At 73.4% G+C, this 20382-nt stretch carries 17 protein-coding genes; 10 read left to right on the top strand and 7 right to left on the bottom strand.

Annotation, left to right across the window (positions count from 1 at the left end; genetic code table 11):
• Window positions 1-205: 205 nt before the first annotated feature.
• A complete protein-coding gene (locus tag AB0H37_RS20975) occupies window positions 206-841 on the bottom strand; it encodes a helix-turn-helix domain-containing protein (RefSeq protein ID WP_360614510.1) in 636 nt (211 codons plus the stop codon).
• A gap of 157 nt (window positions 842-998) precedes the next feature.
• Here AB0H37_RS20975 and AB0H37_RS20970 point away from each other — a divergent pair, with 157 nt between their 5' ends.
• Entirely contained in the window at window positions 999-2831 is a 1833-nt protein-coding gene (locus AB0H37_RS20970) for a serine/threonine-protein kinase (protein ID WP_329095232.1), read from the top strand.
• 102 nt (window positions 2832-2933) lie between these two features.
• Here the strand turns inward: AB0H37_RS20970 and AB0H37_RS20965 are convergent, their stop codons facing one another.
• Together AB0H37_RS20965 and AB0H37_RS20960 are read right to left on the bottom strand one after the other, a co-directional pair.
• Entirely contained in the window at window positions 2934-3185 is a 252-nt protein-coding gene (locus AB0H37_RS20965; protein WP_179832529.1) for a DUF397 domain-containing protein, read from the bottom strand.
• Window positions 3185-4051, bottom strand: a complete 867-nt coding sequence (locus tag AB0H37_RS20960; protein ID WP_179832528.1) for a Scr1 family TA system antitoxin-like transcriptional regulator — start codon at window positions 4049-4051, stop codon at window positions 3185-3187. The genes AB0H37_RS20965 and AB0H37_RS20960 overlap by 1 nt, the downstream gene beginning before the upstream one ends.
• Window positions 4052-4277: 226 nt before the next feature.
• On the opposite strand from AB0H37_RS20960, the gene AB0H37_RS20955 reads away from it, so the two are divergent.
• The 4 genes from AB0H37_RS20955 (at window position 4278) to AB0H37_RS20940 (ending at window position 8190) form a co-directional block, all read left to right on the top strand.
• Entirely contained in the window at window positions 4278-4895 is a 618-nt protein-coding gene (locus tag AB0H37_RS20955; protein ID WP_360614507.1) for an ATP-binding protein, read from the top strand.
• Window positions 4896-5015: 120 nt separating this feature from the next.
• Complete coding sequence (locus tag AB0H37_RS20950; RefSeq protein ID WP_179832526.1) at window positions 5016-5369, top strand: STAS domain-containing protein; 354 nt, start codon at window positions 5016-5018, stop codon at window positions 5367-5369.
• Between the two features lie 203 nt (window positions 5370-5572).
• Complete coding sequence (locus tag AB0H37_RS20945; RefSeq protein WP_179832525.1) at window positions 5573-6829, top strand: pitrilysin family protein; 1257 nt, start codon at window positions 5573-5575, stop codon at window positions 6827-6829.
• The gene (locus tag AB0H37_RS20940) at window positions 6826-8190 is read left to right on the top strand and encodes a pitrilysin family protein (RefSeq protein ID WP_360614505.1); all 1365 of its coding nucleotides are present in this window, start codon (window positions 6826-6828) and stop codon (window positions 8188-8190) included. The genes AB0H37_RS20945 and AB0H37_RS20940 overlap by 4 nt, the downstream gene beginning before the upstream one ends.
• A 139-nt stretch (window positions 8191-8329) precedes the next feature.
• On the opposite strand, the gene AB0H37_RS20935 is transcribed toward AB0H37_RS20940, so the two are convergent.
• Window positions 8330-9553, bottom strand: a complete 1224-nt coding sequence (locus tag AB0H37_RS20935; RefSeq protein ID WP_360614503.1) for an MFS transporter — start codon at window positions 9551-9553, stop codon at window positions 8330-8332.
• 87 nt (window positions 9554-9640) lie between these two features.
• Between AB0H37_RS20935 and AB0H37_RS20930 the strand changes: the two genes are divergently transcribed.
• The 3 genes from AB0H37_RS20930 to AB0H37_RS20920 all read left to right on the top strand — a co-directional run bounded on the left by AB0H37_RS20930 (window position 9641) and on the right by AB0H37_RS20920 (window position 13146).
• Window positions 9641-10015, top strand: a complete 375-nt coding sequence (locus AB0H37_RS20930) for a helix-turn-helix domain-containing protein (RefSeq protein WP_360614501.1) — start codon at window positions 9641-9643, stop codon at window positions 10013-10015.
• Window positions 10016-10245: 230 nt separating this feature from the next.
• Complete coding sequence (locus tag AB0H37_RS20925; RefSeq protein WP_360614499.1) at window positions 10246-11937, top strand: sporulation protein; 1692 nt, start codon at window positions 10246-10248, stop codon at window positions 11935-11937.
• 327 nt (window positions 11938-12264) lie between these two features.
• Window positions 12265-13146 (top strand): hypothetical protein, encoded by an 882-nt coding sequence (locus AB0H37_RS20920; RefSeq protein WP_360614497.1) that lies wholly within the window; start codon window positions 12265-12267, stop codon window positions 13144-13146.
• Here AB0H37_RS20920 and AB0H37_RS20915 read toward each other — a convergent pair whose 3' ends face one another.
• From AB0H37_RS20915 to AB0H37_RS20905, 3 genes are all read right to left on the bottom strand, one after another.
• Complete coding sequence (locus AB0H37_RS20915; RefSeq protein ID WP_360614496.1) at window positions 13147-14388, bottom strand: hypothetical protein; 1242 nt, start codon at window positions 14386-14388, stop codon at window positions 13147-13149. It abuts the gene before it with no gap.
• Between the two features lie 39 nt (window positions 14389-14427).
• Window positions 14428-15300, bottom strand: a complete 873-nt coding sequence (locus AB0H37_RS20910; protein WP_360614494.1) for a hypothetical protein — start codon at window positions 15298-15300, stop codon at window positions 14428-14430.
• A gap of 207 nt (window positions 15301-15507) precedes the next feature.
• On the bottom strand, window positions 15508-17913 hold the full coding sequence (locus AB0H37_RS20905) for a SpoIIE family protein phosphatase (RefSeq protein WP_360614492.1): 2406 nt from the start codon (window positions 17911-17913) through the stop codon (window positions 15508-15510).
• 198 nt (window positions 17914-18111) lie between these two features.
• Between AB0H37_RS20905 and AB0H37_RS20900 the strand changes: the two genes are divergently transcribed.
• Window positions 18112-18834, top strand: a complete 723-nt coding sequence (locus AB0H37_RS20900; RefSeq protein ID WP_360614490.1) for a helix-turn-helix domain-containing protein — start codon at window positions 18112-18114, stop codon at window positions 18832-18834.
• Between the two features lie 435 nt (window positions 18835-19269).
• Window positions 19270-19896 carry a sigma-70 family RNA polymerase sigma factor gene (locus AB0H37_RS20895; RefSeq protein WP_329095252.1) on the top strand — a complete coding sequence of 209 codons (627 nt, stop codon included), beginning with the start codon at window positions 19270-19272 and terminating at the stop codon, window positions 19894-19896.
• The last annotated feature ends 486 nt before the right edge of the window (window positions 19897-20382 follow it).

Genomic DNA, 20382 nt, shown 5'->3' with positions numbered 1-20382 from the left:
CCATGCCCCGGAGGGTCCACCGGGCAACGCGGCGGGCCGGGCGGACACCCGCCGCCGTCGGCGGACACCCGACCCGGCCTGACACTCCCAGCCCGGCCGCACCTCCGGTCAGGCATGTGAAAGCCCCCGCATCCGCGGGGGCTTTCGTGCTTTCTGCGCCATACCGGGCCCGCTCCACGTCCGGCCAAGCGCGGGCCGTGCCGGACTAGGCGCGGGCGAGGTCGAAGAACTTGTGGACGGTGGCGCGGGTGCGTTCCCGGCCCACGCTCTCCACCATCGCGGTGAGGTGCTCCGCGCCGAGGACGGCCAGGAGCGCGTGCGCGGCCGCCTCGCCGTCCGGGACGGCGTCACCGCGCTGGTCGAGCAGGATCGTCAGGTGCCGGTGCCAGAAGCCGTAGGCGCCGATCCGGTACCGCGCCCCCGGCGAAGCGGTCTCGGACATGCGCACCAGCGACAGATGGTCGAGCGCGTAGTTCAGGTAGGCGTTGGCGAAGGCGTGCAGCCGCTCGGACGGCGGCACGACCGCGCCGTCCTCACCCGGGCCCAGCGGAGGCGGACCGGACAGGATCGCGTCCTGGAGCCCGCGTTCGCGTTCGTTCAGGAGCGCCACGGCGAGGCCCGCCTTGTCGCCGAACCGGCGGAAGAGCGTGCCCTTGCCGACGCCCGCCTCGGCGGCGACGGCGTCCATCGAGACCGCCTCCACCCCGTGCCGGGCGAAGAGCGCGGCGGCGGCGTCCAGCACCTTCGCGCGGTTGCGTGCCGCGTCGGCGCGCTCCTTGGGCGGCGGGGTCCGCATCAACTCCAGATCGACGCGCCTCGTACCGGCCGGGCGACGGTCCATCGTCGCCTCCTCCCCTGATATACAACCGGACTATAGTCCCATTAGGTGGCCGCGGCCACCACCGCCTGATCATCCGCTTTGCCGAGCGCATACCCTCGTTGGCCATAGTCTTGCGGAACGGTCCTGGGACGAGGCGGAACGACGGGGAGAGAGTGGCGTGACGGACAGGACGATGCCGGATGCCCATCCGCTGAAGTCGGGGGACCCGGACGAGCTCGGGGGGTACGAGATCCTGGGCCGCCTCGGCGAAGGCGGGCAGGGCGCCGTCTTCCTGGGGCGTCCGCGAGGCGGAGCCGGAGCCGTCCGCGCCGACGAGCATGTCGCGATCAAGCTGCTGCACGGCAGGCTCGCGGGGGACGAGTCCGCCCGCGCCCGGTTCGTCCGCGAACTGGAGGTCGCCAAGCGCGTCGCGCGCTTCTGCACCGCGCAGGTCCTGGACGCCGACGTGGCGGGCAACCAGCCCTACATCGTCAGCGAGTACGTGCCCGGCCTGTCGCTGTTCCACCTCGTGCGGGCGGAAGGCCCGCGCAGGGGCGGCGCCCTGGAGCGGCTCGCGGTGGGCACCCTCACCGCGCTCACGGCGATCCACCAGGCCGGGATCGTGCACCGCGACTTCAAACCGCGCAACGTCATGATGGGACCGGACGGCCCGCGCGTCATCGACTTCGGCGTGGCGCGCGCGCTGGGCGCCGCCGGTGAGACGCAGAACGTCGGCACTCCCGCTTACATGGCCCCGGAGCACTTCACCGGCGACCAGGTCGGCCCGGCCGCCGACATGTTCGCCTGGGGCACGACCATGACGTTCGCCGCGACGGGACGTCCCGCGTTCGGCAACGACGAGATGGCCACGGTCATGCAGCGGATCCTGACGGGCGAGCCTGATGTGGGCGACCTGCCGAGCCCGATGCGCGAACTCGTCCTCGCGTGCCTGGCCAAGGAGTCCGCGCAGCGCCCGACCGCTCGCGAGGCCCAGGAGCGGCTGGTCGGCGCGGCCAGCGGCGCGGCCTCGCCCGTGTCCTCCGTTCCGCCTCTGCCGGCCTTCCCGGGGCTTCCCGCCGAGATCCCCGCTCCCACGCAAGCGTCGGCGCCGCGCGGTTCGACGGACCCGTACGCCGCACCGTCCGCCATGGCCGGTGCGGCGCCGCCCCCCGAGCACGCCACGGACCCCTCCGGCGTCGGGCATGGGACGGCTCCGCAGCCGCGTCCGTTCGCCGAGGGCGCGCCGCCTCCGGGCGGCCACGTCCACGGCGCCCCCGGGATGCCGCCACCGCTTCCTCCGGTGCCGTCCAGCGACCACGGGTCGGACGGCAGGGGACGCGGACGCCTCGCCATACCGCTGGCGGCGGCCGTGGCGGTCGTGTTGGTCATCGCGGGCGGCGCCGCGTGGGCCGCGACAAGGCCGAGCGGCGACAAGGGCCGGTCTGTGTCGGCGTCCGACGAGAACCAGGGCGCAGGGGGCGGCTCGGGCTCCGCGAACGGTGCGGCCGGCGGCCCCCAGAGCCCGACGACGACCAGACCCGGGCAGCCGAAGCCTGGAAAGAGCGGAAGCCCCGCGAGCCCCGGCGCGTCCCCGAAGCCGGGTTCGCCGCAGCAGCCCGGTGGATCGACCCCCACGCGAGGCCCCGGCGGGGGCGGGGGCACTTCGACGCCTCCCAAGGAACCGCCCAACAAGTACACGCCGCAGTCCGCGTGCAACAGCGGCGGCAAGGGAAGCGGGTACTACGTGCTGCGCTCCATAGGCGTGTCCGGCGGCGTCGCCTACCTGCTCTACAGCAACTCGACCAAGTACAACTGCGCCGTCACCATCAAGTCGAAGCACGTCGGCACGAAGTCGCCGGTCTCCACCTGGATCCAGAAGAAGGGCGGAGGCGCCATCAGCGACAGCGGCTCGTTCGCCTGGTACGCGGGGCCGGTGTACGTGAACGCGCCCGGCGCGTGCGTCCGCTTCGGCGGCAACGGCGGTACCGCCCCCTACGGCAACTGCGGCTGACCCACAGAACAAGGCCACCCTCGCGCCTGGGGTGGCCTGTGTCTCGTTCGGACGGTCGGGTCGACGTTCGGGTGCACCGGTGCCGACCCGGCCGCTGCTGGATCAGTTGTGGGAGGCGATGAGATGGTCGAAGTCGCCGTCCTTGGCTCCAAGGATGAGCGCTTCTATCTCGGGGCGGGTGTAGATGAGGGCCGGGCCCTCGGGATGGCGGGAGTTGCGCATCGCCACCTGCCCACCGGGCAGTTCGGCGATTTCCACACAGTTCCCCTGGGAGTTGCTTCGCCGGGACTTCAGCCATCGTGCTCCGAGGAGCTCGGCGGCCGGTATCCCGTTGTCGTAATCGGTCTGGAGCATCATGTCTCTCTGAGAAGATCACCGAGAAGCTCGACGGTGCGCTCCGGGGTCGCACTGTCGACACACAGGCGTTCCATCGCCTGGAGGTAGGTGTCGACGTCGTCGCGCTTGTCCAGATACATCGCGCCGGTGAGGTTCTCGACGTAAACCACGTCCGGCAGATCCTGTTCGGGAAAACGCAGGATCGTGAAGGCGCCCCCCTCGGCCGCGTGGCCTCCGAACCTGAACGGCATGACCTGGATGGTGACGTTGGGCAGCTTCGACATCTCGATGAGGTGCTCGAACTGGCCCCGCATCACTTCCGGTCCGCCGATGGGGCGCCGCAGCGCCCCCTCGTCCACCACGGCCCACAGGCGCGGCGCTTCCGCGCCCGTGAGGCGTTCCTGACGCTGCAGGCGCAGCTCCACGCGCTGGTCGATCTCGTTTTCGGCGGCCCCGGCGTTGCCCAGGCGAATCACCGCACGCGCATACCCCTCCGACTGCAGCAGTCCCGGGACGAACTGCAGTTCATATGTGCGGATCAACGCCGCCGACTCCTCCAGGCCCACATAGGTCTGGAACCAGCCGGGCAACACGTCGTTGTACCGGTGCCACCAACCGGGGGTGTTGGCCTCCCGCGCAAGCTGTAGCAGCGCGTCGCGTTCCGTCTTGTCGCCGACGCCGTACAACGTGAGCAGGTCGTCCACGTCTCGTTCTTTGAAGCTGACCCTGCCGAGCTCAAGACGGCTGATCTTCGACTCCGACGCGCGGATGACGTAGCCGGCGTCCTGACGGGTCACGCCCTTCTGCTCGCGCAGACGGCGAAGCTGCGACCCGAGCAGGATCCGACGGACCGTCGACCCGCTTCCCGGCGTCTCTGGAGTCACGCCCAACCTCCCGGCTATTCGGCGGACAGCGAACCTAGTGTGCCACTGGCCTCAGCGTCCTGCGGTTACCTCCGATCTCCCGCATGCGATCCGCGTCGGCCCACACCCTCGCGACGCGGATGCACGTGCATTGGGCCTTGCATTCGCACGCTACGATGCGCAGGATAACGCACGAGACTTCCGAGCCACGGCTGCACAACGAGATCACTCTGCGGGGTCCGGTGGAATGACGTCACGCCACGCGCACGACGACACGCGTTGGGAGCTCGGCCCTCTCGCGGGGCCGGACGACCCACGGGCCCAGGCTGGGCGCTCGACGCCCGTCCCGGAGGCGTTCGACCTGCCTCCCCGCCTGGACAAAGCCGTCACGGCGCTGACGGAACTGCGGGGGTCCACCGTCTCGTTCATCGTCGAGCCCGATCCGGAATCGGTCACCGAGGCCCGGCACTTCGCGATCGCAAGGCTGGCCGAGTGGAGCATGGCCGAGCTCGTCGACGACGTCGGCCTCGTCGTCTCCGAGCTCGTCACGAACGCGCTGCGACACAGCGGGAAGACGGCCGGCGGGCGGCCGGGCGACGACGTGCACCGCGAGGGCGTGTACGGCGACCCGGCCGACCCGCTCGGCTCCGCGCCGTCCGCCATCCGGCTGCGCCTCGGGCACGAGGGGCCCTGGCTGCTCTGCGGGATCATGGACGCGAGCCGGACGGCCCCCCGCCGCAAGGAACCCGACTACATCGCCGAAACCGGACGCGGCCTGCACCTCGTCGAGTCCTTCAGTGTCCGGTGGGGATGGCGCGCCCTCGCGCAGGGGAAGGTCGTCTGGGCCCTCTTCCGGTCCCCCTGAAGGACGCGACCGGGTCGACGGGCGTAACAGCGCGCGACCGGGGTAACAATGGAATTCCCCCCGACGAGGCCCTAGAACTTCTCCAGGGTTGGACGAGTCGAGGGGCGGAGAGGAGCACCGGTGGACTTCGCCGTCGAGCATCGCGTCGAGCAGGGTCTCACGGTCGTCAAGATCAGCGGTGAGATCGACGTCTTCACCAGCCCCCGCCTGCGCGAGGCCCTGCTCGAGATCATCGACAACGGCGGCGCGCACCTGGTCATCGACCTCGGCGAGGTGACCTTCCTGGACTCCACGGGCCTCGGCGTGCTCGTCGGGATCTACCACCGGCTGCGGGCGCGGGACGGGTCGATGTCGTTCATGGGCGTCAACGACCGGGTGCGGCGCGTCTTCCACGTCACCCAGCTCACCAAGATCTTCGTCCTGCACCGGTCGCTGGAGGACGCGATCGCGGCGCACGAGTCCGCGGCGCCCTGAGCCTCGCGCTCCTGATCCCCCGCCTCCCGTCCCGCTTCGCCCGCCCTCGCACCTTTTCGTCGGTGCGAGTTATCCACAGTTTCCGTCGGCGCTCCCCCCGCCGAGCGCACCCGGTACGGTGAGACCGAGATCAAGCCCGCCGCCTGGGACGCCTCCCGACGCGCGCGGTGCTGTCCGGCCCATCGAACGGACGGGAGCGCTCCGTGGCAGAACAGCCGCTGCATGAGCACACGCTCGGCAATGGCCTGCGCGTGGTGGTCTGCGAAGACCACGTCGTACCACTGGCCGCCGTGAACATCTGGTACGGGGTGGGCTCGCGGCACGAGCGGGCCGGCCGCACCGGCCTCGCGCACCTCTTCGAGCACCTGATGTTCCAGGGCTCGGCGAACGTCGCCGAGGGCGAGCACGCGGCGCTGCTGGAGAGCGCCGGTGCCGCGTTCAACGCCAGCACGTCCTTCGAGCGCACGAACTACTACGAGACGGTGCCGGTCAGCCACCTGGAGCTCGCGCTCTGGCTGGAGGCCGACCGGATGGGCACGCTCCCCGCCGCGCTGACCCAGGCCAACCTCGACAACCAGCGCGACGTGGTGAAGAACGAGCGGCGCCAGCGCTACGACAACCAGCCCTACGGGACTGCGTTCGAGCGCCTGTGCGCGCTGATGTTCCCGGAGGGCCACCCCTACGCGCACACCCCGATCGGCTCCATGGACGACCTGGACGCCACCACCCTCGACGACTGCACCGACTTCTTCGCCACCTGGTACGCGCCGGGCAACGCCGTCCTGTCCGTCGTGGGCGACGTCGACCCGGAGAAGACCCTGGAGGCGGTCGAGCGCTACTTCGGCGGCCTGCCCGCCGGCCCGGCCCAGCCCGCCGCGCGCCCCGGCGCGCTCGCTCCGCTGACCGGCGTCCGCGGCGAGACGCTCGACGAGGAGGTCCCCTCCCCCGCCTACTTCGCGATGTTCCCGCTCCCCACCGACGGCGGCGACGACATCGAGGCCGCCGAGCTCGCGGTCGAGATCCTCGGCGGCGGCTCCGGCTCCCGCCTCTACGACCGGATGGTGCGGCGCGACCAGATCGCCACCGAGGTGTGGGCCGGGGTCACGCGGCTCGCGTCCGGCCAGTCCCTGGCGATCGTGGACGCCGTCGGCCCCGAGCCCGAGAAGATCGCGGCCGTGCTGGACGAGGAGCTCGGACGGTTCGCCGCGCACGGCCCGGACGCCGACGAGACGGCCCGCGCCACCGCCCAGGCCGAGCGCGGCTTCCTGGAGCAGACCGAGACGGTGACGGGGCTCGCCAACGCGCTGTCGCAGAACGCGACGCAGTTCGACGACCCGGCCCGGGTCTTCACCGCCCCCGGCCGCGCCGCCGCGGTCACCGGTGACGCGATCAAGGAGATGGCGGGCCGCTGGCTGGCCCCGGGCGCCCGCACCGCCCTGACCTACGGAGGCAACTCGTGAGCAGCGGCCTTGCACTGCAGCCCCGTCCCGTCCCCGGGCCCGTCCCGGCCTGGGCGTTCCCGGCCGGCACCGCGGGCCGCGTCCCGGCCGGCCCCGCGACGCTGCGCTGCGACCTGCCCGGCCGCCGGCTCGCCGCCGTCCGCCTCGTCCTGCACGCGGGGGCGGGCCGCGAGCCGTCCGGCCTCGACGGCGTCGCGACGCTGGTCTCCCGCGCCCTGCTGGAGGGCACCGAGCCCGGCGGCGGCACCGCGCTGACCGCCGCGTTCGAGCGGCTCGGCGCCAGCCTCTACGCGCACGCCGACCTGACCGCCCTGCGCATCGCGCTGGACGTCCCGACCACGCGGCTCGGCGCGGCCCTGGACCTGTTCTCCTCGGTGGTGCGCCGCCCGGCCCTCGACGACGCCGACGTCCGGCGCCTCGTCCGCGAGCGCCTGGAGGAGATCGCGCAGGAGGACGCCGACCCCGGCACGCGCGCCATGCGCGAACTGCGGGCCGTCCTCTTCCCGGAGCAGGCCCGGGCCTCCCGCCCGACGGGCGGCACCCCCGACTCGGTCGGCGCGCTGCAGGGCTCGCACGTCCGAGACTTCTACGGTTCCGTGGTCCCCGCCGAGGCGACCGCGGTCGTCGCGGGCGACCTGGCGGGAACCGACGCCGAGGGCGCCCTCAGCGCCGCCCTGGAAGGCTGGGCGGGCTCCGCCGCGCCGCTCCCGACCGCCGACCGGATCCTGCCCGAGTCCGCCGCCCGCATCGTCGTGGTCGACCGTCCCGGCTCCGTGCAGACCTACCTCAGCTTCGGCCACGGCGTCCCCGACCGCTCCCACCACGACTGGCCGTCCCTGATGGTCGCGTCGCACGTCCTGGGCGGCGGTCTCACGTCCCGCCTCAACGCCGTCCTGCGCGAGGAGAAGGGCTACACCTACGGCATGCGCGCAGGTCTGCTCCGCATGCGGCACTGCGGCCTGTTCATCGCCCAGGGCGCCGTCCACACCGAGGTCACCGCCGACGCGGTCGCCGACGCCCTCACCGAACTGCGCGGCATCGTGTCCCGCGGCATCGACGCCGAGGAGCACGGCTCGTCCGTCCGCGCCCTGGCCGACCGCGCCCCCGCCGAGTACGAGACCGCCCGCGCCGTGGCCGCCGAACTGGCCGACGTGTCCGCCAACGGCCTCGGCGCCGACTACCCGAGCGCCTACCTGGCCGCGGTCCGCGCCTCCACCCCCGACGGCGTGGCCCGCGCCTACCGCAAGCACATCGACCCCGACGCCCTCACCGTCATCGCCGTGGGCGACGCCGCCCAGATCCGCGAGCCCCTCGAAAAACTCGCCTACGCCCCCGTGACCGTCACCACCAAGGAGAGCTGACTCCCCCAAGGGCGCGTCGGGTGTGGAGTGGCTTGCGCGGTCTCGAGGGCAACGCCCGCCCACCGTTGCCGCCCTGCGACCCGGCACACCATGCCGCGCCGCGGGCGGCTTCCAACCGCAGCGCCCTGCCAGCGCAGTTCTAGCCCTCCAGGTGCCGTCGCCCGGCGGCCACAAGGAGGCCACCGATCACGGCGAGCGCGGCGAGAGCCGCAGCGAACAGGGTGGCGCCGGTGGTCAGACCGACGGCGTCGCTGAGGTAGCCCGCGGTGACCGGGAGGAGCCCGGCGGGGACGTAGCCGCCGATGTTGAACGCGGCGTTGGCCTCGGCAAGGCGGCACGGCGGGACGGCGCTGTTGAGCAGCGACAGACCGCCGAGCTGCCCCATTCCCTGGCCGGCACCGGCGAGGGCGGCCGACGCGACGAGCGCCGCCGCCGACGAGCCGTGCACGGCGGTGACCAGCGCGGCCATCGAGGCGGTCGTGGCGGCCGCGCCCGCGAGGAGGATGGTGCGCCGGGGCAGCCGCTGGACGGCGAACTGCACGCCGGTCGCGGCGGCGAACATCACGAATGCCGTACCTCCGGCGACGATCCGGTTGTCGGTGCCCAGCAGGCCGGACAGCAGCGACGGCCCGAGCGACAGCACGAACGACGTCGCGGTGATGCCGGGCGCGAACACCGCGATCCCCAGGGCGAGCCGCATCGCGCTTTCGCGAGGCACGCCGGGCACCCGGACCCATGACCTCGTCGCGGGGACGGAGGGACGCGGCCTCGGCAGGCGCATCACGGCCAGGCCCGCCGTTGCCAGCACGACGGCCTCGACCGCGAACACGGTGGTGGTCGGTGCTGGGAGGCCTTCGGACAGGGCGCCGGCCAGGAACGGCCCGAGACCGGCGCCGAAGACCATCGCGGACGAGGCGAGCAGCGCGGCCAAGCGGCGGCGGGAGGGGCCGGCGACGTCGGTGACGGCGGCCATGCCCGCGGAGACGGTCGCGCCGACCGCGATACCGGTCAGCAGCCGAGCGACGATCAGCATGCCCACCGTGGTGGCGGTCGCGAAGACGCCGCAGGCCACCAGCGCGAGGACGAGCGCCGGCAGAAGGACGGGACGGCGGCCGAGCCGGTCCGACAGCACTCCGGACACCAGCAGCGAGCCGAGCAGCCCGACGATGTAGAAGGCGAAGATCACAGTGAGCGTGCCCCTGGAGAAGCCGATGTCGCGCTGCCAGAGCACGTAGAGCGGCGTCGCCGCGTTCGACAGCACGAAGACGGCGGTGACGGGCCAGGCGGCGAGCCAGATCCGACGGGTGGAGGCATCCGCCTGCGGGGCGCTCCGGGTCGCATCGATCGTCCGGACGTTCGGCATGGGGGACCCTTCGTCAAGCAGTACGATTTTTCTCGAACTTAGCATGCAGTACGATTAAACTCGTACAAGCGAGCGAGGGGACGGAAGATGGCATCGAACACGCGACCGGCGATCCGGGTGCTCCCGGAACCGCCCTGCCTGCCCGAGCCCCTGGCGGAGCCCGCCGTGGAAGACCTCCGGCTGGAGACGGTGTTCGGGGCGCTGAGCGGGCCGCTGCGACTGGCCATCGTCCGCAAGCTCCTCCTGGAGCGCGAGGAGTTCGACCATCCCTGCGGCTGGTTCGGCTTCGACCGGCCGAAGTCGTCGCTGACCCACCACTTCAAAGCGCTGCGCGAGGCCGGCGTCCTGCGGCAGCGCCAGTACGGCCTGGAGCGCCGCAGCGAGGTGCGCGTCGACGACCTCGACGCCCGTTTCCCCGGCCTGCTCGACCTGATCGCATCGTCCTCGACCGAAGACCGCTGAGCCCCGAGACGCCCGGTTCGGACGAGGCCGCCGGCGCGGGCACCAGATACGTCGTGCGGCGCCGGTCCCCGCACGGGTACGCGCACTTGGGCGGAAATTGAGGGATTGGTCCGGGCGGGGTGAACCGGTGGCATGGTGGAGGGGGTCTAAGTTTCTGGTGCGCGCGGTCTGGGCCGCGCGGGCGGTGGGCGCGAGGCGTGACGTCTCGCGGCGGGAGAGGGGAACGGCCGGTGTCCTACGGGCAGATGGCGGGCGGTGGACCGTCCGTCGACACGATCCTTGCTGAGCCGAACTGCAAACCCGGCGGGGTCGTGGCGGGCAAGGTGCATCTGCGCGGCGGCGCCGGGCCCGCGGAGATCCGGCAGGTGACGCTCGCGCTGATGCCGCGCATGCGGCACCACGGCGGCGAGACGGCGGGGCCCGAGGTGTACCGGGGCGCGCTGACCCGCGGATTCCGGTTGGACGCCGGCGGGCAGCGCGACCTGGCGTTCTCCATCCCGCTGCCGTACGAGCTGCCGTTCACGACCGTCCTCGGCCACGAGCTTCCCGGCTTCACCATCGGGATGTGCACCGAGATCGACGTCGCGGGGCAGCCCGACCCGGGCGACATCGACCCGATCTCGGTGGAGCCGCTGGAGTCCCAGCAGTGGGTCCTCGCCTCGATCGCCCGGCTCGGCTTCCAGATCACGAACGTGACGTTCGAGTCGTCCAAGCTGCGGGGCGTCTCCCAGCAGCTGCCGTTCCACCAGGAGATCCACCTCAACCCGCCGTCGTCGCACCAGGGGCGGATCGAGAAGGTCGGGCTGAGCTTCGTCGCCAGCCCGCGCGTCATGGCCTTCGTCCTGCGCGCCGAGGACCGCGACACCCCGCAGGACGAGTCGTTCGGCGTCTTCAAGGTGCCGCACGCGGAGGCCGCGGAGACCGACTGGAACGCCAAGATCAGCCAGTGGCTGGAGGCCGCGGTGGCGATGCCCCGGTCGTCCCGGCCCGGCCCGGCGGCTCACGGCGCTCCCCCGCCGCCGCCCGGGCAGGCTCCGCTGCCGCCGCCCGGCGGGCACTCGGCGTTCCCGCCGCCACCGCCGCAGCCCGCGGCCGCCTATGGCGGGCCAAGTGAGTACGGGTCGCACGGCAACGCCCATTTCCCGCCTCCCGCGCCGGCTCCCGGACAGCGGCAGCCCGCGCCGATGGCCGATCCGGGTTACGCGCCGAGCCCGCCCGGCATGCCCCCGGCGCCCGGGCACGGCTTCCCGCCGCCCGCGCATTCACCGATGCCCGGTCACGGGTTGCCGTCACACGGGGCCCCGCCCCATGGGGCGCCGCCTCCAGCACCGCATGGAACGCCGCCGCCGCACGGGATGCCGTCACACGGGGCCCCGCCCCATGGGGCGCCGCCTCCAGCACCGCATGGAGCGCCGCCGCCTCCCGCGCCGCCGCACGGGATGCCGTCGCATGGGGCGCCGCCCCCGGCGCCGCCCGGACCGATGCCGTACGCGCCCGCCGCCCATGCCGGGCCGCCCCCGCCCGCGCCGCCGGGGCCCGCGCCGTACTCGCCCCACGGGCACCCGCCGCCGGCGCCCGTCCATCACGGTCCGCCCGGCTACCACGGGCACCGTCACCTCGGGCACGGCGCCGCCGCGGCCGGTCTGGTCGGCGGCGTCGCCGCGGCGGGAGTCGCCGGCGGCATGGCCATGGGCGCCCTGGACGCGGCCGGATACGCGCAGAACGTCGCGGGCTACGTCGCCGGCGCCCCCGTGGACGCCTTCGGCAACGCGCTCGCCGGGTACGCGGGCAACGTCGCGGGCCACGTGATCGCGGACGCGGCCGGCGGCATCGCCGGAGACATCGCGGGCGACGTGGCCGGCGAACTCGCAGGCGGCGCGGCCGAAATCCTCGGCGGCCTCCTGGGCGGCCTCTTCGGCTGACCCAACGGCCCCCGGCAGGACGCAGGCGGCGAACCTCCCAGGGGGCCGGGGGGTGGGCTTCTGGGCGGCGTTGTCGCAATCGCCGGTGATCTTCTGGGCGGTTGGGGTCGCGGGCGTCTGTGGGGCGTCGCCGGTGAGGCCGGAGACGGGGGCGCGGGCCCGATTCTTCGGGGTTTTCGGGTGGGGTGGGCGGTTGATCTCGGGGATAGCCGAGGGGACGGCGGGTAAAGGAAAAAGGGGCGTTTCGGACGGGATCCGCTGCGCACTCGGCCAACCCGGCCGGGGGTGGTTATCGTCGTGAGCGCAGCCTGCCTCCCGAGGAGTCACATGACCACCGTGATCCTGGTTCTGCTCTGCCTCGCGATCGCCGGACGCGAGCTCTACCTGGCGTCCGACAAGCGGCTACCGCAAGCCCAGGCGGAGCTGCGCAACCTGCGGAAACAGATGAACGAGCTCGCGCGGGACCACGACGTGCTCAAGCGGGTGGTGGACGAGGCGACCGAGCCGGTCGGCATTCCCATCCCGCCGCCGCAGCCCGAGGGGCCGCCTTCCGACGTCGCGGAGAGCCTGGAGTCCGTCACCGGGCGGGTGGAGCGCCTGGAGAAGCAGGTCGGCGATCTGTCGGACGAGCTGGCGGGCATCGACCTCGACCGCGACTCCCAGCGCGCGCTGGCGCGGACGCTCGACGCGGTGGAGCAGGACGTCCAGGAGCTGCATCGCGAGATGCTCGACCGGCTCGACCGGGAGGAGGGCGTGGTCACCGGGGCGCTGCTGAGCGAGGAGGGGGAGGGCGAGGCACTGCTCGCGGAGGCCTACGAGCAGTGCGCGGCCGAGTGCGGGCTGCGCGTCCGGTTGCGCGACCAGCGGTCGGAGCAGGCCACCGGCACCTACTGGGGCACCGTCTACCAGATGTCCGGGCGGCGACCCGACGTCCTCGCCGAAGACCTGTTCTCCTACGTGCGCGGCCTCTACGACCCGAAGGACGCGGCCGCGGTGACCGTGCTGCTCACCGAGCTGGCGTCGCTGCGGGGCGGGGGCGTCGCGCGGTTCGGGCCGTTCGTCGCGGTCAGCACGCAGAGCGCGGTGCTCTGCGGCGTGCTGCCGGACGAGGGCGCGCCGCCGACCGAACCGTGGCGGCTCGTCGAGCACATCCGCGAGCTTCCCGCCGACCGGCAGCGCGACCTCACCTGGCTCCGTTCGGACGACTGACTAGGGGCGGACGAACCGGGGCGCGCCGTCCGTCCGGTCCACCCTGAACGCCAGCAGGCACCGGGGGACCCGCGCCGCGTCGATCTGGAGGCACAGGCCGAGCCCGAGGTCCGGGTCGACGACCACCACTCGCCGCAGGGCACGCAGCGCACGCCGCGCCCGGATCCGCGTCTCCGGACGGCCCGCCTCGCGCACCGTGCCGGTGACCACCCGGCCCGCGTAGCGCCAGAGCGCCACCGAGTCCAGCACGCGCACGCCCGCCGACGTCAGGTTCGCGACGATCACGACGCCGCTGTCGTCGTCCTCGGACGCGGAGGGGGCCTGCAGCGCGCCCTCCCCCGGCAGGTCGCGCGGCGCCCGCGGCCCGCCGACCGCGCGGTGGTAGCGCAGGGGGTCGAGCGTGTCGATGACGAACGCTCCCGCGTACGGCCGGGACGCGCGGGGCGGGCGCGTCAGCCCGTGCATCGGCGCCCGCGCCGCCCGCACGCCGTGGCGGGCGCTGAGGTCGAGCACGATCCCCGCGTCGTCCAGCCATGCCGGCACTCCGAGCCTGGCCGCGGACGTCCGGTCGAGGGCGTCCATGCTCTGCCACAGCTCGTCGGTCCGCCGGGACAGCGTCGAGGCCATGCCGAGTCCGGGGAACGCGCTCTCCAGCACGGCCAGCGTCGCCTGCCACGTGGTGCTGCCGACGAACTCCGCCACGAACGCGTCCGCCATCGCCCTGCGCCGCTCGGGGTCGGCCATGGGGCCGGGCTGCTGCGGGGGCGCCCACTGCGGGACGGGGATGTCCGGCGCCGTCACCGAAGGCGGCTCGGCGGCCAGCCCCTTCCCCGGCAGGAACGGCTCGTCGTCGCTTCGCGCGTGCCGTCCCGTGGGTGCGGGGCCGGTCTCCGGGGGCGTCCAGGGCTCGCCCGGCGCCGGTTCGCCCAGGCCGAATCCGGAGGGCGTCTCGCGTGGGGCCCAGAGCGGCTCCTCCTGGGACGCCGGTGCTTCGACGGGCGGGGCCGGGGGCGGTACCGGTGCGTGGGGGGTCCAGGGCTCGTTCTCGGGCTCCGGAGGCGGCTGGACGGGGACCCAGTCGGACGGCGGCTCCTCCGGCGCCGGTTCCGGGGCGGTGCCCTTGCCCGCCACGTGGACGTCTTCGGGGTAGGGCCCTGGGCGGGGGGTGGTCTCGGGGCCGGCCTCCTCGGGTCCGGGGTCTTCGGGCTGTGGGGTGCGACGGTCACGCGGGCCGAATCTCACGATGTCGATCCTGCGCTCAGATCAAGGTCATAGGCAAGCTCATCGGGACCCGAAGAGCGTGGCGCACAGGGACCGGAGGCGCTCCGGGCCGCCCTCGGCGGGCAGCACGGTGAGGACCGGGTCCGGGGACGGGTCGTGGCGCAGCCGCACGGGCACCTCGCGCCGCGTCGGCTCGTCGGCCCCCTGAGCGGCGGCGATGTCCTGGAGGCCGACGGAGACGACTTCGGGGATCTCGACGACGAGGGGCTGCTCGCCGGCGGGAAGTTCGTCGAGCCAGAGGTCCAGGACGTGGTGGGCGAGACCGTTCAGCAGGCGCCCCCAGGGCTCGACGAGGCCCGGCGGGACGTGCTCGGTCTGCAGTTCGGGGAGGCCGAACCTGGCGAGTCCCCTGGTGGTGATGTAGGAGCCGTCCCGGCCGGCGGTGTGCGGCAGGAGCATCCAGTCGGTGAGCCGGACGGCGCCGCCCGGCCCCGGAAGGGAGCGGAAGAGCCGGTCATGCGTGAGGACCTGCGGGGTGAAGACGTCGACCACCGGGGCGGAGGCGGCCGCGCCGACGGCGCCCGCGACGGCGCGCGCCGCCCACTCGTGGGCGGGCGGCCGCCCCGGCCGGTACGCGGCGCGGACGGCGAGGACGTGCGCCGCGGCGGCGACCGCCTCCACGTCGGACGGGGAGCCGCCGTACAGGGCGAGCAGGTCGGCGGGCAGCGGCGGGAAGCCCTCCGCCGGGCGCTGGTCGAGGGTGAGCATGGGGCTGCCGAGCATGCCGAGGACGAGGTCGCGGAGCGGCGGCGAGGTGCGCCGCATCAGCTGCTCGCGGGCGAGGGCCGCCGGGTCGCGGATGGGCTCGGCGAGAGCCACGGCGTAGGTGCCGTAGAGCGTCTCGGGGACCGGTAGCGTCAGCTTCTCACCCAACTCATCTCCCGGCGGCCTCGGCGAACGGCGACCCTTCGATCAGAACGAAGCGGACGTTGGAAAGTATCTGGCGCGAACGGGACAGTTACCTCACACAGCCGCGAGCCGCACCCACGACCACGCCGTCGGCCGACCACCCGGCAGTTCGATTTCCGTGATCTCGGCCGTCCTGCGGGTCCCGCAGTTCCTCGATCACCGGGCCTGGCGTCAGCGCCGGGGGACCCGCTGCTCGAACCAGACGACCTTGCCTCCCTCGGTGCGGTGGGTGCCCCAGCGGGCGGCCAGGTGGCTGACGAGCTGGAGGCCGCGGCCCGACTCGTCGGTGCACTCGGTGTGCCGCAGGTGGGGCATGTCGGCGCCGTCGTCGCGCACCTCGCAGAGCAGCGTGCGTCCCCTGATCAGGCGGAGGCCCACGGACCCGGCGCCGTGCACGAGGGCGTTGGTGACGAGTTCGCTGACGAGCAGCCGCGCGGTCTCGGCGAGGTCGTGCAGGCCCCAGCCGGCGATCCGGGCGCCGACCTGCGCGCGGATCCACGGGACGCTGCCGGGCACGGCGGCGAGCTGCCAGGTGACGACGTCGTCGAGAGGGATGCCGTCGAACCCGACCGCGACGATGGCGATGTCGTCGGCGGGGGCGGGCCCGGCGAGCCGGTCGAGCAGGTCGTCGCAGGTGCCGTCGAGGTCGGCGGACGCCTCGGCGAGGCGGGCGCGCAGTTCCTCCAGGCCGGCGTCGAGGTCGCGGTCGCGGCGTTCCAGCAGGCCGTCGGTGCACAGCACGAGCCGGGATCCGTCCTCGACCTTGAACTCCACCGTCTCGAACGGCTCGCCGCCGACCCCGATGGGCACGCCCGGTGGGACGGGCAGCACGCGGCTCTCCCCGGCCGCCGTGACGAGGACGGGCGGGATGTGCCCGGCGCTGGCGACGGTGCAGCGCCGCTCGACCGGGTCGTAGACGGCGAACAGGCAGGTGGCGAGGTAGTCCTCGCCGAGCCGGCGGGCGAGGCCGTCGAGCTGGCGCAGCAGCCGGTCGGGCCGCATGTCCTCGGCGGCCAGGGTGCGGACGGCGGTGCGCAGCTGGCCCATGATCGCCGCGGACGTGAGGCCGTGGCCCATGACGTCGCCGACGACGATGCCGAGCCGGCAGCCGGGCAGCGGGATGGCGTCGAACCAGTCTCCGCCGACCTGGGCGGCCTGCTCGGCGGGCCGGTAGCGGTAGCGGACGCGCGCCCCGTCGACGTCCGGCGGGTCGTCGGGGAGCATGCTGCGCTGCAGCTCCTCGGCGACCTGGACCTCGCGCCGGTACAGCCGCCCGTTGTCGATGCAGAGCGCGGCGCGGCGGGCCAGCTCGTCGACCATGGCGAGGTCGAGCTCGTCGAACCCGTGCCGGTCGGGCTTGCGCAGCAGCATGAACGTGCCGAGCACCCGTCCCCGCGCGATCAGCGGGACGACCAGCAGCGCGCGGCCGGTGAACAGGGGGCGCAGGTCGCGGGCGCCGAACGCGGCGGCGAGCCGGGCGGCCCTTCCGTCGTCGACGCGCGGGATGTGCACGGGCCGCCCGGTCCGCATGGCCTGGACGAACGGGGTGCAGGACGGCACGGACAGCGGCTCGTCCTCGGGGACGGCCTCGTCCCAGCGTCCGGGCTCGTCGTTGTGGGCGACGGCGACGCGGCGCATCGGCGTGGTCTCGTCGACCTCGCCGGCGGGCGGCGCGGAGTCGGCGACGACGGTTTCGAGCAGTTCGACGGCGGCGAGGTCGGCGAGCCGCGGCACGAGGACCTCGGCGAGCGTCCTGGCGGCCTGCAGGTGGTCGAGCGAGCTGCCGATCTGCTCGCCGGCCGCGCTGAGGAAGGCCAGCGGCTCCAGCGCGTGGGAGAGGTTCCGGCGGGCACGCGGCGGGTGGGGCGCCGGGATGCGCGGCACCGGCCGGGGCAGCGGGACGGTCGGCGCGGGGGCCGGGGCGGCCTCGGTGTGCGGGGCGATGGGCAGCCGGATGGTCAGGCCCAGCGACACCGCCGGGCAGCCGAGGCCGAGCACCTGCGAGGCGATCTTCCCGAAGGCGAGCGGGTCGAGCGCGGGCAGCAGTTCGGCGAGGCGGTCGGCGAACGGGCTCGCGAACGGGTCGGGCCCGTCCGGCGAGGGGCCCGCGAGGGTGGGCTCGACCCGCAGCATCCGGACGGAGGCCGGACGGAGAGCGGCGGCGCCGGCCGGGCCGGGCTCGCCGGGCGGGGCGAGCAGGAGGTCGCCGACGGTGATGCCGATCCCGTCGCGGCGGAGTCTGCGCAGGTCGGCGGCCAGCGCCAGGACCCTGACACCGTGGTCGCCCGGGGCGCCGTCGATGGGGTAGATCCACCAGCCGATCTCGGCGGGCTCCCCGTTGTCGGCCCGCCGCAGGGTGCAGGCGCCGCACCAGACGTGCCCGAAGACCTCGGGCTCGAAGGCGCCGCGGTGCTCCCTGGGGAGCCGGAGGAGATCGCCGGGCGGGCGGCCGAGGGCCTGCGGGCGCGCGGCGCCGAACAGGTCGGCGGCGGTATCGTCCCAGTGGCTGATGCGGCCGCGGTCGTTCACCGTGACGGCCGTCATCCTCGTGACACCCAGCAGATCCGCGATCATCATGCGGTCCCCTCCCCCGAGTGGAACGACGCGCGAAAGCCTTTGCGGCAACTCACGGTGAAGGTGAAGCTACATGTTGTGAGGGCGGTTCGCTCGGGATCCGCCGAATATCTCCGGGTGAGCACTCACTCATCACGCGTGGCCGTGCTAACGTCCAGCAGGGAAGCGAGGTGGGACGGGTTGGCGACACGAACGGGACCCATGCGCGACCGAATCCTGGCCTCAGCGGTCACGGTGATCCGGACACGCGGGATCGTGGCCGCGACGACCAAGGAGATCGCCCGCGCCGCGGGCGTGTCCGAGGGCAGCCTCTACAACCACTTCGCGAACAAGACCGCGCTGTTCGCGGCGGCCCTGGCCGAGGTGACCGGGACCGCGCGCACCGCGATGACGGGGCTTCTCGGATCGGTCGGGCAGAGCACGGTGGAGGACAACCTCACCCGCCTGGCGACGGAGATGGTCCGCTTCTACGGCGAGCTGCTGCCGATGACCGGGCCCGTCCTGGCCGACCCGGAGCTGATCGCGTGGCTGCGGAGCGACGGCCCCGGGAAGGCGCAGAACGAGGCCGCCGCCAAGTCGCGCGCGCGGACCAAGGCCGACCCCACCGGCGAGCCGCCGCCTCCCGGGGCCCCCGTCGGTCCTCAGGCGGGGCCGCCCGGAGGGCCGACGGCGGGTCCGGTGATGGGCCACGCCGCCCTCATCGGATATCTGGAGGCCGAGCGGAAGGCGGGGCGGCTCGCGGACGGCGCACCCTTGCCGTTCATCGCCGCGGCCCTGCTGGGAGGCTGCCAGCAGCACGCCTTCCTGACCCGGCTCGCGGGCGCGGAGACGGTGGCGGCGGGCGCCGGGCTCCCGGCCGAGCCGGAGGAGTTCGCGGCCCGGCTGGTCCGGGCCGTCCTCGCGGGCCACCTCGCCACCCCCTGACGAGGGTTTCGAGACCGGGCTCGGCTCGACCGTCCAGGGCGCCGCGGCGGGCGGCCCCGGCGAACGGGCTTCATACCGGCTGATCAGTACCGCTTTGACCAACAAACGACCTGATGTGATGGAGGCCACGTCGATCCTGGCAACCATTTGGCGCGTTCCATGCGTCTTACAGGGCAGGAAGACCCACCGGCGGATGGAAGCGCTCGATCGGGCACGCCCGCGACGTCCCATTACGGGGTCGCTCTGGCATCGCCGAAGCGCGCCGAACCCTCGGCCCACTCTCCATGCGAGGCCGAGGCCACACCGAACCCGCCGGGAACGGTGGCACGTACCACTTGACGGGGGGCGGTTCATCCGCCCGGCCCGCGCGTGCCCCCGACCACGCGCCAGGCAACCGTCCCCTTTCACCGGGGACACAACCCACGGGGAGCGACGATGACCGCTGTCACCACGCCCGTCCACCGCAACGCCAAGGGCGACAACGGCCGCGACGCCGACGGCACCGCCACGCCCGACAACGCGCGCCGCTACGAGCGCGACGTGCTGCCCCTCGCCGACCCGCTCTACATCAGCGCCGTCCGCATGACCCGCAACAGCGCCGACGCCGAGGACCTCGTCCAGGAGACGCTGGCCAAGGCCTACGTGAACTTCCACCAGTTCCAGGAAGGCACGAACCTCAAGGCGTGGCTGCACCGCATCCTCACCAACAACTTCATCAACACCTACCGCAAGAAGCAGCGCGAGCCCCAGCGCGCCGGCTCCGAGGAGCTGGAGGAGTGGCAGATCGCGCAGGCCGAGGCGCACGCGTCCGGCTTCCGGTCCGCCGAGTCCGAGGCCCTCGACCGCATCCCCGACTCCCAGGTCGTCGCCGCCCTGCGCGCCCTCCCCAAGGACTTCCGGGACGCCGTCTACCTCGCCGACGTCGAGGGCTACCCCTACAAGGAGATCGCCGACATGATGGGCACCCCCATCGGCACCGTCATGTCCCGCCTCCACCGGGGCCGCAAGCAGCTCCGCGACTCGCTGTCGGACCACCGCGCCGCCCACATTCTTGCTGCCTAGCGTTCATCTCCTCCTTCGGGCCTAGCGGCCCTGCTGTGCCTATGGCAGTGCCCTCCTCCTTCGGGCCCGGAGGGCCCTCCATCGTCGGGCACTGCGGCGATCGCTGGCATCGCTCCGGCTCGCCTTGCGGCTCGCTGCGCGATCAGATTCTTGCTTCGCTCGAATCTGCCTTCGGACGCGATCGCGGCCACGAGGTTGTTGCAGGGTTGCTGTGACGGCTGATGTGGGTGCACACGTGACGACGCGATCGCGACCTTCAGGGTGTTGCTTGGTTGCGGATAGTGGCTGAGGGCGGGGCGCGCGTGACGGCGCGATCGCGACCCTTCACTCGCTTGGTTGCGGTGGTGGCTGAGGTTGGTGCGGGCGGGGGGCGTGGCTGCGGGGGTGTGGTGCTTGGGTGGTTCTGGGGTTGCTCCGGGGCTACAGGGTGCGCATTCTCCTGCACGATCTGTTATCGGTCGGATACTTTGTGCGACATCCCTCGGG

Source organism: Actinomadura sp. NPDC023710 (genome assembly GCF_040639875.1).
GTDB classification, from domain to species: domain Bacteria; phylum Actinomycetota; class Actinomycetes; order Streptosporangiales; family Streptosporangiaceae; genus Spirillospora; species Spirillospora citrea.
The sequence above is the reverse complement of the archived record's forward strand: the minus strand, read 5'-3'. Positions and strand labels throughout refer to the sequence as shown.

What these genes read in the sequence shown, in the direction of transcription:
- AB0H37_RS20965 (WP_179832529.1), bottom strand. Translation starts at nt 3,185, where the DNA reads ATGCTCCAGACCGATTACGACAACGGGATACCGGCCGCCGAGCTCCTC.
- AB0H37_RS20905 (WP_360614492.1), bottom strand. Translation starts at nt 17,913, where the DNA reads ATGATGATCGCGGATCTGCTGGGTGTCACGAGGATGACGGCCGTCACG.
- AB0H37_RS20920 (WP_360614497.1), top strand. Translation starts at nt 12,265, where the DNA reads ATGACCACCGTGATCCTGGTTCTGCTCTGCCTCGCGATCGCCGGACGC.
- AB0H37_RS20930 (WP_360614501.1), top strand. Translation starts at nt 9,641, where the DNA reads ATGGCATCGAACACGCGACCGGCGATCCGGGTGCTCCCGGAACCGCCC.
- AB0H37_RS20975 (WP_360614510.1), bottom strand. Translation starts at nt 841, where the DNA reads ATGGACCGTCGCCCGGCCGGTACGAGGCGCGTCGATCTGGAGTTGATG.
- AB0H37_RS20895 (WP_329095252.1), top strand. Translation starts at nt 19,270, where the DNA reads ATGACCGCTGTCACCACGCCCGTCCACCGCAACGCCAAGGGCGACAAC.
- AB0H37_RS20955 (WP_360614507.1), top strand. Translation starts at nt 4,278, where the DNA reads ATGACGTCACGCCACGCGCACGACGACACGCGTTGGGAGCTCGGCCCT.
- AB0H37_RS20900 (WP_360614490.1), top strand. Translation starts at nt 18,112, where the DNA reads ATGCGCGACCGAATCCTGGCCTCAGCGGTCACGGTGATCCGGACACGC.
- AB0H37_RS20935 (WP_360614503.1), bottom strand. Translation starts at nt 9,553, where the DNA reads ATGCCGAACGTCCGGACGATCGATGCGACCCGGAGCGCCCCGCAGGCG.